We start from the raw sequence: 10340 nt of genomic DNA, 5'->3' as shown, positions 1-10340 counted from the left end.
AGACCTATTTAATCGTGAAGTCATTGGCTATGCTGCTGGTAAAAATAAGACTGCATCGCTTGTTACTAAAGCTTTCTTAAGTATTAGGAGACCACTTAATGAAATTAACATTTTACATACTGATAGAGGTAATGAATTCAAAAATAAAGCTATAGACCAGCTATTAAACGCATTTAATATTAATCGTTCTTTGAGTAAGAAAGGTTGCCCCTATGACAATGCTGTTGCAGAAGCTGCTTTTAAAGTAGTTAAAACAGAGTTTGCCTTTAATAAGATTTTTAGTAGTTTTGAGGAATTAGAATATCAACTATTTGATTATGTAAATTGGTATAACAATCATAGAATACATGGGTCACTAGATTATCTTACCCCTGTAGAATATAGAATGTTAATGTCCGAGAAAAAAGTGTCCTAAAAAGGGTTGACAATCCAGTAGCTTCTAATATTATGTATAACGTATCACAAAAATCAACACCAGATAACGCTAATCCATTTTCGGCACTCGTTATTACATACTTAACAGCAACAATACTAACTATTATTATATCTCAATTTTATCAAACTAACAATGGCTTCTTTCAATCATTTAACGAATTAAATTGGACTAGTGTAGTTCTTGGCATTGCAATCGTTGGACTTGAATTTGGTTATTTACTTGCCTATAGAGCTGGTTGGGACATAAGTGTAGGCTCTCTAGTAGCAAATGTCTCCCTTGCAATTATGTTAATTCCTGTAGGCGTTCTATTTTATAATGAAAGCTTTGGAGTTAATAAAATATTAGGAATATTACTCTGTATAATTGGATTGATATTTATTAATAAGTAATTATTAAAGCAAAAATTAATTAATCTAAATTTATCGCTCCACTTCATTATACTCATTATAACCTTTATTTTTACTTCCTTTAAATAATCCAATACAAATTAAAAATATATATCTGAAAACTCTATATTTAATTTATTAAAAAAGTCATCCTTAACTCTTTCTTTCTCTCCTTCACTATCATCTTTTACTAACTTTCTAACTGGTAGTTCTACAATAAACTCACTACCCTCACCATGTTCACTCTCAAGAGCAATTTTACCTCCATGCATCTCAACAAGTGATTTAACAAGAGATAATCCGATGCCACTACCTTCACTATTCCTAGTAAAAGACTTATCTGCTTGTCCAAAACGTTCAAATATTATCCGCTGTTTATCTTTTGGAATACCAAGCCCAGTATCTTTTACTGATATAAAAATTATCCCCTCATTTTCACGTATATTAACTTCTATTCTATCTCCTTCGTCAGTAAATTTTATAGCATTAGAAAGCAAATTCAATATAATTCTTTCCATATTAAAAGGGTCACATGCCATTACTCTTTCCTCTATTTCAGAATTAAATTGTAATTCTTTCCCTTGGTCTTCAGTATAATCTCTAATTGAATCTACTATTTTTTTAATAAGTTCAACTATATTATGATTTTGTAATTCTAAACCATAAGAATCAGAATCTATCTTAGTAATATCAATTAAATTATTAATTAACTTCAATAATCTATTATTATTCTGTTTAATAATACTTATATATTTCATATATTTATCGCTATCATCACTATTCTTAATTTTTAAATCTAACAACTGCAATCCAGAAGATATTAAATTTAATGGTGTCTTAAATTCATGCGACAAATTAGCAAAGAGTTCTGTTCTTAATCTATTATGTTCAAGTTGTTCTTTTAATACTTTGCGCTCAGTTATATTTAAAGAAATCCTAATAATTCCTATTACTTTGCTATTCTTATCTTTAACCGGATATGCTCGAACGAAGTATAAATTTCCATTGGGACTTGTAATTTCCCCTTCTTCGATCTCTCCTGTCTCTTTAGCTCTAGCTACTATACATTTTTCACACGGTTGACTACGGTCATGGACTACTTTATAACAGTATTCTCCTATTACTCTATCAGAAAATTTACTAAACTCTTTTAATGCCATCTCATTAGCCCAAAGAATCTTATCGTTTAAATCTTGATAGATTATAATATCATGTAAATTGTTCATTATATCTAGCCAATTTTCTTCAAGGTCTACCCCTTCCTTCGCAAGCCTATCCTTCAATAATTGTCTTAAACTCATTTTCTTAACCCCTTTGTTTTTACAATTAATACATATATATTAAAATTATCCCACATTCCTTATAATATCACATCCCCCTGACCTATTGCAAGATATAAAAAGCAGGACAATCTTTGCCCTGCTTTTTACTTGAATTATTTTATTTTATCAAATCTAGCTTATATATCTCTACTTCCAGGTTTATTAATCGGCATTTCCTTTGCACATAATGGACATTCATCAGGATCATAAGCCTTTACCTCTAAAGTAAGTAACGCTTCCTTCTGTACTCCAAAGTCAACTTCTCCACCGCTTCTATCTACTAAAATACCAACACCTACTACTTCTCCACCGTTCTCTTTTACTACATCGATTACTTCCTGTACAGATCCGCCAGTAGTAGTCACATCCTCTACTACTAATACTTTTGCACCTTCTTCTATAGCAAACCCTCTTCTTAAAGTCATATCTCCTTCTTCTCTTTCAGCAAAGATTGCTTTCTTACCTAATGCTTTCCCTACTGCATAAGAGATAATAATACCACCAATAGCCGGAGAAACTACTAAATCAATCTCCTTGTCTTCAAACTTTGCCGCTAAACCTTCACATAACTCTTGCGTATATTCTGGATACTGTAACACTTGCGCACACTGTAAATACTGGTCACTATGTTTCCCAGAAGTTAACTTGAAATGTCCCTCTTGCAATACATTAGTCTTCTTAAAAATTTCAACTACTCTCTCCTTATTCATAATTATCACTCCTCTATATTGTTTGACACTGATTAGTGTCAATAGTCAGTGTCTGTTTCAGTTTAAAGTTTAATTAACAATTAAAACCATTAAAAACCTCAGCCTTAACCTTTATTTTTCTGGACTTCACTGTCTCGCCCAGCCTATGATAGACTCTACTTCTAATCCGAAAGCTTTTTATTGGGCTTCACTGTCTCGCCCAGCTTAAAGTTCAAAGCTGGTCGCAAGCCTATGATAGACTCTACTTCTAATCCGGAAGCTTTTTATTGGGCTTCACTGTCAACTGTCAACTGTTAACTGTCAACTATTATCTATGTCCTAGGCCAACTAACTCTTGCACTGAGTCATAACCATTCTCTACTAAATACTCTTCGAGCTCATCTATAATCTCCATAGTCACACCTGGATTTATAAAGTTAGCAGTTCCGACGGCTATTGCGCTGGCTCCTGCTAATAAGAACTCAATTACATCACGACTATTCATAATACCACCCATGCCGATCAAAGGTATATCAACTGACTGAGCTACTTGATAGACCATCCGTACCGCAACTGGTCTAATTGCTGGTCCTGATAAGCCACCAATAGTATTAGCTAGAATAGGCTGTTGGGTCTCAATATCTATCTTCATCCCAATTAAAGTATTGATTAAAGAGATAATATCTGTTCCCGCTTCTTCTACAGCCTCTGCTATCTCTGTTATATCTGTAACATTTGGCGATAACTTGGTGATTATTGGTAAATCTGTATTCTCTTTTACTGCTTCAACAACACTAGCTGCCATTTTAGGCTCCGTACCAAAGGCTAAACCGCCTTTCTTTACATTAGGACAAGATATATTTACCTCTAAGGCAGCTACTCCTTCGGCTTCATTTAACTTCGTTGTCAACTCTTTATACTCTTCGGCAGTATTGCCAGAAATATTTACAATTGTTTTAAAGTTGTAATCACGAATCTTAGGTAAAATAACGTTAATAAAGTGGTCTACGCCTGGATTCTGTAACCCAATAGCATTCAATACTCCCCCTGGAGTTTCAGCAATTCGCGGGGTAGGATTTCCAGCCTTGGGCTTAATAGTAGTTCCCTTAACCATCACCCCACCTAAGCGATTTAAATCTACATAGTCTTTATATTCTTCGCCAAAACCAAAAGTCCCTGAGGCAGTCATAATCGGATTTTGTAATTCTAATCCATTTAATTCTACATTTAAATTAATATTATCCATTTAGTATCACCTCATCAGCTTTAAAGACTGGTCCGTCAGTACATACCTTCTTATATTCAAAACCTTCTTCATTTTCAACCTTAACCTTACAAACACAAGATAAGCAAGCTCCAGTTCCACAACCCATTCGTTCTTCTAGTGATAACTGTACTTCTATATCTTTATCAGCAATAATCGGTTCCATTGCTATTAACATCGGTGTTGGTCCACAAGCAAAAATCTGATCATAATCGCTAGTTTCTAACTCTTCAGCCAATAATCCTGTCACATAACCAGGATAGCCATAACTACCATCAGTAGTAGCTACTTTTAAATTAACCGGTAACTCTTCTAACCTAGATTGACAGAAAAGCTCTTCCTTCTGATTAGCACCAATTAAAACTGTCACTTCTTTCTCTAAACCTACTAACTCATCGATTAACGCCATTAAAGGAGCAGCCCCTATACCACCACCGAGCACCATTATCTTTTCTTTAAGATTATTTAAATCGAAACCATTTCCTATTGGCCCCATTACATCTATCTCTTCACCACTCTGTCTCTTAGCTAAAATCTCAGTTCCTTTTCCAAATACTCGATAAAGAATAACTAACTCACCAGTTTCATCATTATAACGATGAACACTTAATGGCCGTCTAAGCAATGGCTCCAAGCCAGTCCCGCATTTAACATGCAGGAACTGACCGGGGTTAGTCTCCTCAACAATCTCCGGTACCGAAAGTACCAACTTATAATCAGTCGCATTTATCTTCTTATTAGCTAAAATCTTTCCTTTCATCTGAACGGGCATATATTTCACCTCGATTTTAATATTAATGACAAACTTATTTGACAATAGACTCTACTTCTAATCCGGAAGCTTTTTATTGGGCTTCATTGTCAACTATTATTCCCCCATATAATCTTGTAACGCTAGATAACTAAACTTATTCTTACCTTCATCCTTAATCTCTTCTAGAACATGTAAGATAGCTTCCGTAGTGTCTAGCGAAGTTAAACATGGAATTCCATGTTCTACAGCATTTCTTCTAATCTTAAACCCATCTCTTTCTGGTTCCTTACCTTTAGTTAAAGTATTAACTACTAAGTCTATCTTATCTTCCCTAATTAAATCCACAACATGTGGTGAACCTTCGGAAATCTTATTAACCGCTTCTGCTTCTATGCCAGCTTCCTGTAACTTCTTAGCTGTTCCTTTAGTCGCGATGATATTAAATCCTAACTCGGCAAACCTCTTGATTAAAGAGATCGCTTCCTCTTTATCCTTATCAGCAATCGTTGCTAAAATTCTACCGTCTTCTGGAATATCAATATCTGCTGCAACAAAGGCTTTATAGAGCGCCTTCGCATAATCATAATCTACCCCTAAAACCTCTCCTGTTGACTTCATCTCGGGGCCTAAGGAAGTATCCACTTTCATCAATTTAGAGAAAGAGAAGACTGGAGCTTTTACTGCTACATGGTCTGGCTCAGGCCATAAGCCGCTTTCATATCCTAAATCTGGTAACTTCTTCCCTAGCATTGCTTGCGTAGCAAGCTGCACCATCGGCACTCCCGTTACCTTACTTAAGTAAGGAATCGTTCGACTAGATCTTGGGTTTACCTCGATTACATAGACCTCTCCTTCATAAACAACATACTGAATATTAACTAATCCTTGTACATTTAAGGCTCTACCTAACTTCGTTGTATACTCGATCACCTTATCTTTCTCTGTAGAGCTTAATGACTGCTCCGGATAGACCGCTATACTATCTCCCGAATGAACTCCTGCTCGTTCAATATGCTCCATTACTCCTGGAATTAAGACGTTTTCACCATCAGAAATAGCATCTACCTCTATCTCTTTCCCGATAATATATTTATCTATTAAGATCGGGTGCTCTGATGATGCCTTCACTGCATTCTCCATATATTCTAATAATTCTTCTTCTTTATAAACGACTTCCATCGCTCTACCACCTAATACATACGATGGTCGTACTAAGACCGGATAACCTATCCCCGCAGCTACATCCTTAGCATCTTCCACAGAAAATACCGTCTTTCCTGTCGGGGTTGGAATATCTAACTCATCTAGTAGATTCATAAATTTATCTCTATCTTCAGCAATATCTATAGCTTTTACCGATGTCCCTAAGATTTCTACGCCTGCGTCTGCTAATGGTTTAGCTAAGTTTACTGCTGTCTGTCCACCAAACTGTACAACTACCCCTTCCGGCTTTTCATGTTCAATTATGTTTAATACATCCTCTTTAGTTAATGGTTCAAAATATAATCTATCCGAAGTATCAAAGTCTGTACTTACCGTCTCTGGATTATTATTAACAACGATCGATTCATATCCTTCTTCCTGTAATGTCCAAGCCGAATGAACACTACAATAATCAAACTCAATCCCTTGTCCGATTCTTATCGGCCCCGAGCCGATTACCATCGCCTTCTTCTTCGGCGTTACTATTGATTCATTCTCTCTTTCATAAGAAGAATAATAGTAAGGAGTCTCTGCTTCAAACTCAGCAGCACAAGTATCTACCATCTTATAAACCGGTTCAACTTCTCTCTCCTCTCTTATACTCCTTATTTCCTCTTCACTAATTCCTCTCAAAGCTGCGATATCTTTATCCGAGAAACCTAACTCTTTTACTTTCTTTAAAAACACTACATCTAACTCCTCAGCTTCTTTAATCTTCACTTCATAATCGATTAGATTCTGCATCTTCCATAAGAAGAATTCATCTACTTGTGTAATTTCATGAATCCTATCAATCGACCAAACTCTTCTTAACGCTTCAGCAATTACAAAGAGCCTTTCATCATCTGCTTCTACTAAATACTCCTCTATCTCCTCTTCAGTCCACTCTTCACTCTCCGGTAAACGAAGGCTATATGCTCCAATCTCTAGGGAACGAACCGCTTTCAAAAGTGATGATTCAAAGAGTCTATCGATAGCCATAACCTCTCCGGTTGCTTTCATCTGTGTTCCTAATTCTCGGTCAGCATAATGGAACTTATCGAAAGGCCATCGTGGTATCTTAAAGACAATATAATCTAATGCTGGTTCAAAGCAAGCATATGTCTTCTTAGTAATCGCATTCTCTATCTCAGCTAAACTCATTCCCAAGGCAATCTTAGTCGACACCTTAGCAATCGGATAACCGGTTGCCTTCGAAGCTAGAGCACTAGAACGACTAACTCGCGGATTAACCTCAATAATATAATATTGGAAACTATCTGGATCAAGAGCAATCTGTACATTACAACCGCCTTCTATTCCCAAGGCTCTAATTATCTTTAAAGATGAAGTTCTTAGCATCTGATATTCTTTATCAGAAAGCGTCTGACTCGGTGCTACTACTATACTATCTCCAGTATGAATTCCTACTGGGTCAAAATTCTCCATATTACAGACCGTAATACAGTTATCATCTCCATCTCTCATTACTTCATACTCAATCTCTTTCCAGCCAGCAATACTCTTTTCGATCAACACCTCATCAATTAGACTATGCTTTAATCCTCGCGATGCAACTTCATCTAATTCCTGTGGTGTTTCAGCAACTCCTCCTCCAGTACCACCTAGCGTATAAGCAGGTCTAACAATAATTGGATAACCAATCTCCTCAGCTATCTCTTTTGCTTCTGCTATACTTCCGGCTATCTTACTCTCTAATACCGGTTCTCCTATCTCATGTAACATCTCGATAAACTTATCTCTATCTTCAGCTTTTTCGATAGTCTCTAAAGGAGTTCCTAATAATTCTATATCTAACTCATCTAATAATCCCTTTTGAGCTAACTCCGATGCTATATTTAATCCCGTTTGCCCACCTAAAGTAGGTAGTAAACCATCTGGCTTCTCTTTTCTAATAATTTCTGCTACTACTTCAGCATTTAAAGGTTCAATATAGACTCTATCAGCAATATTTTGATCAGTCATAATAGTAGCTGGATTACTATTAACTAATACTACTTCCATTCCTTCATCCTTTAAAGCACGGCAAGCCTGTGTCCCTGCATAATCAAACTCCGCTGCCTGCCCAATAATGATCGGTCCTGAACCAATGACCATAACTTTCTCTAAGTCTGTACGTTTCGGCATAATTTAACCTCCCTAATTGTTATAATTACTTAGCTTCTAAATATGCTTTATCTGTTTCATCAATCAACTCTATGAACTCTTTAAATAGATATCTCGAATCCTGCGGCCCCGGCGAAGCCTCTGGGTGATACTGTACGGAAAAAGCCGGTAACTCACGATGACGAATACCCTCTATCGTGCCATCATTTAAGTTCTTATGTGTAATCTCTACTTTGTCTAAGTCTAACGAATCCTCTTTTAAAGCAAAACCATGATTCTGCGATGTAATATAAACCCTTTTAGTCCTCAAGTCCTGTGCGGGATGATTAGCTCCACGATGACCAAACTTTAGCTTATAAGTGTCTCCGCCTAAAGCTAATCCTAGGATTTGATGTCCTAAACAGATGCCAAAGATTGGTCGCTTGCCAAGTAGCTCTTTAATTGTCTCTACTGCATAAGGAACATCCTGTGGGTCTCCTGGTCCATTAGATAACATAATTCCATCCGGATCATGAACTAATACTTCTTCAGCCGAAGTATCTGCTGGTACTACAACTACTTCACAACCTTCGTTTCGTAACGATCTAATAATATTCTTCTTAGCTCCAAAATCCATTAATACTACTTTATATCCTTCTCCTTCATACTGTTGACTCTCTTCAATCGTCACCTTACTTACTAAATCTCGACCAGAAAGTCCTGGGGCAGCTTTAGCTTGATTAATTAGTTCTTCATCACTAAGGTCTGCCGTAGTTATAATCCCTTTCATCGTTCCATGGATTCTTAACTTCTTAGTTAAAGCTCTTGTATCTATATCACTAATACCAACTATTCCATTCTCTTTCAAATAGTTCTCTAGCTTATCTAACGAACGCCAATTACTCGGTTGAGCACAGAACTCCTTAACAATAAAGCCATTAACATGAGGTGCATAAGATTCTATATCATCCTCATTAATCCCATAATTACCGATTAGCGGATAAGTCATAGTTACTATCTCGCCTTTATACGAAGCATCGGTCAAGATCTCTTGATATCCAGTCATACTAGTATTAAATACTATCTCACCACCTGTCTCACAGGTAGCACCAAAACTCTGTCCAGTAAAGATTGTTCCATCTTCTAATACTAATTTTGCTTCCATAGGCTCTCCCTCCATATATATCTTTAATATTTTTTATTCTTTATTTTTGTTATTCTCATTAGTTTTTGTTAATCCATGGTAACTTATTATGCTTAGCTAATGTTTCATTAATATCGTCTTTCATAGCCTCAACAGCTGCTTGCGACGCTGCTTGGTACTCTTTAGCAGAAAACTTATCCTTCCATGGCTCTCTTTCATACGCAAAGATGATTCCCCGGGCAGAATTAACGACAGCGCCATAACCATCCTCATTAAAGGTAGGTACTACTTCTTCAGCCCCTGCACCTTGAGCACCATAACCTGGCACTAAAAAGTATGCTTCTTTCATCTGTTCTCGTAACTCTTTCGCTTCCTCAGGATAAGTAGCACCCACTACAGCCCCTACTGCTGAATAGCCACTCTTCCCTTTAACATCAGCACCCCAATCATTAACTAAGTCTGCCATTACTTCATATATCTTTTGACCATCACTCTCTAAGTCTTGCAAATCACCAGCCGAAGGATTAGAGGTTCTTACTAAGACAAATAGGCCTTTCCCATATTCATCACAAGCATCAACAAACGGTTGAATTCCATCAATTCCTAAATAGCCATTAACCGTTAAGGCGTCAGCTCCATATCCTAATTCACTCTGATCCCAAAAATCAACTTCTCCTAGATAGCCATCAGCGTAAGCTTTAGCCGTAGAACCGATATCATTCCTTTTAGTATCCGCGATAACTAATAAACCTTTTTGTTGTGCATACTTAATAGTTTCCTCATAAGCCTTAATGCCCTCATATCCATACTGTTCATAAAAAGCAATCTGCGGCTTCACTACTGGAACATGCTCACAAACAGCATCAATAATCCCCTTATTAAACTCTAGAAATATCTTACCTACTGCTTCTTTCGTCTGTCCATATTCAGCTACTATCTTATCTTTAATCTGTTCAGGAATTCTGTTTAATCTCGGATCTAGCCCGACACAGACAAAGCTCTTCTTTTTATCTATCGCTGCTTGTAATTTATCAACGAAGTTTGCCAATATTAATTC

9 protein-coding genes are annotated in these 10340 nt (G+C 36.5%); 2 read left to right on the top strand and 7 right to left on the bottom strand.

The annotated features are described in order from the left end of the window. Both BM077_RS07410 and BM077_RS07405 read left to right on the top strand, forming a co-directional pair. Positions 1-415: IS3 family transposase (locus tag BM077_RS07410; protein WP_143078999.1), on the top strand; the 415-nt coding region annotated here is incomplete at its 5' end. Positions 416-447: 32 nt separating this feature from the next. Further along, on the top strand, positions 448-825 hold the full coding sequence (locus BM077_RS07405; protein WP_089749092.1) for an EamA family transporter: 378 nt from the start codon (positions 448-450) through the stop codon (positions 823-825). Between the two features lie 98 nt (positions 826-923). Here BM077_RS07405 and BM077_RS07400 read toward each other — a convergent pair whose 3' ends face one another. From BM077_RS07400 to pyrF, 7 genes are all read right to left on the bottom strand, one after another. After that, positions 924-2123 (bottom strand): PAS domain-containing sensor histidine kinase, encoded by a 1200-nt coding sequence (locus BM077_RS07400; protein ID WP_089749090.1) that lies wholly within the window; start codon positions 2121-2123, stop codon positions 924-926. A 158-nt stretch (positions 2124-2281) separates the two neighbouring features. Beyond that, a complete protein-coding gene (pyrE, locus tag BM077_RS07395; protein ID WP_089749088.1) occupies positions 2282-2854 on the bottom strand; it encodes an orotate phosphoribosyltransferase in 573 nt (190 codons plus the stop codon). Positions 2855-3161: 307 nt separating this feature from the next. After that, a complete protein-coding gene (locus BM077_RS07390) occupies positions 3162-4079 on the bottom strand; it encodes a dihydroorotate dehydrogenase (protein ID WP_089749086.1) in 918 nt (305 codons plus the stop codon). Beyond that, positions 4072-4869 (bottom strand): dihydroorotate dehydrogenase electron transfer subunit, encoded by a 798-nt coding sequence (locus tag BM077_RS07385; RefSeq protein ID WP_089749084.1) that lies wholly within the window; start codon positions 4867-4869, stop codon positions 4072-4074. Before BM077_RS07385 ends, BM077_RS07390 begins: the two co-directional genes overlap by 8 nt. A 96-nt stretch (positions 4870-4965) precedes the next feature. Continuing rightward, positions 4966-8181, bottom strand: a complete 3216-nt coding sequence (carB, locus tag BM077_RS07380; protein ID WP_090095202.1) for a carbamoyl-phosphate synthase large subunit — start codon at positions 8179-8181, stop codon at positions 4966-4968. 25 nt (positions 8182-8206) lie between these two features. Beyond that, positions 8207-9304, bottom strand: coding sequence for a glutamine-hydrolyzing carbamoyl-phosphate synthase small subunit (carA, locus tag BM077_RS07375; protein WP_089749080.1), 1098 nt, complete (start codon positions 9302-9304; stop codon positions 8207-8209). 58 nt (positions 9305-9362) lie between these two features. Further along, positions 9363-10331 (bottom strand): orotidine-5'-phosphate decarboxylase, encoded by a 969-nt coding sequence (gene pyrF, locus BM077_RS07370; RefSeq protein ID WP_089749079.1) that lies wholly within the window; start codon positions 10329-10331, stop codon positions 9363-9365. Between the last annotated feature and the right edge of the window lie 9 nt (positions 10332-10340).

The organism is Candidatus Frackibacter sp. WG13, from assembly GCF_900114655.1.
In the GTDB taxonomy this organism is placed as follows: domain Bacteria; phylum Bacillota; class Halanaerobiia; order Halobacteroidales; family Acetohalobiaceae; genus Frackibacter.
Note: the sequence above shows the minus strand (reverse complement) of the source record. Positions and strands in the feature narration are given on the sequence as shown.